The following is a 211-nucleotide window of genomic DNA, read 5'->3' as shown; positions in this document are numbered from 1 at the left end:
AGAACCACCCTTATTCAAAGATGAAATCAGGGTGACCTGTGATCGCATTTTTGATTGCTTCGTAAGCATTGTATCCCTGTTTATGTGCCGTGCCTACGTAGGACATGATTTTCAGATAATCTCTGGCACCTTCCTCTGTTCGGAAGCATCCGGATACTTTGGTCTTGACCTTTATCATCCGAAGATCACGTTCTGCCTGGTTGTTATCAAA

Annotated in this window: 1 protein-coding gene; it reads right to left on the bottom strand. The window is 43.6% G+C overall.

Annotation, left to right across the window (positions count from 1 at the left end):
- Nucleotides 1-10 precede the first annotated feature (10 nt).
- On the bottom strand, nt 11-211 hold a 201-nt coding region (locus DWX28_RS15085), incomplete at its 5' end, for an IS66 family transposase (protein WP_147342111.1).

The sequence above is a fragment of the Blautia sp. AF19-10LB genome, from assembly GCF_003461245.1.
Lineage (GTDB): Bacteria > Bacillota > Clostridia > Lachnospirales > Lachnospiraceae > Blautia_A > Blautia_A intestinihominis.
The sequence above is the reverse complement of the archived record's forward strand: the minus strand, read 5'-3'. Positions and strand labels throughout refer to the sequence as shown.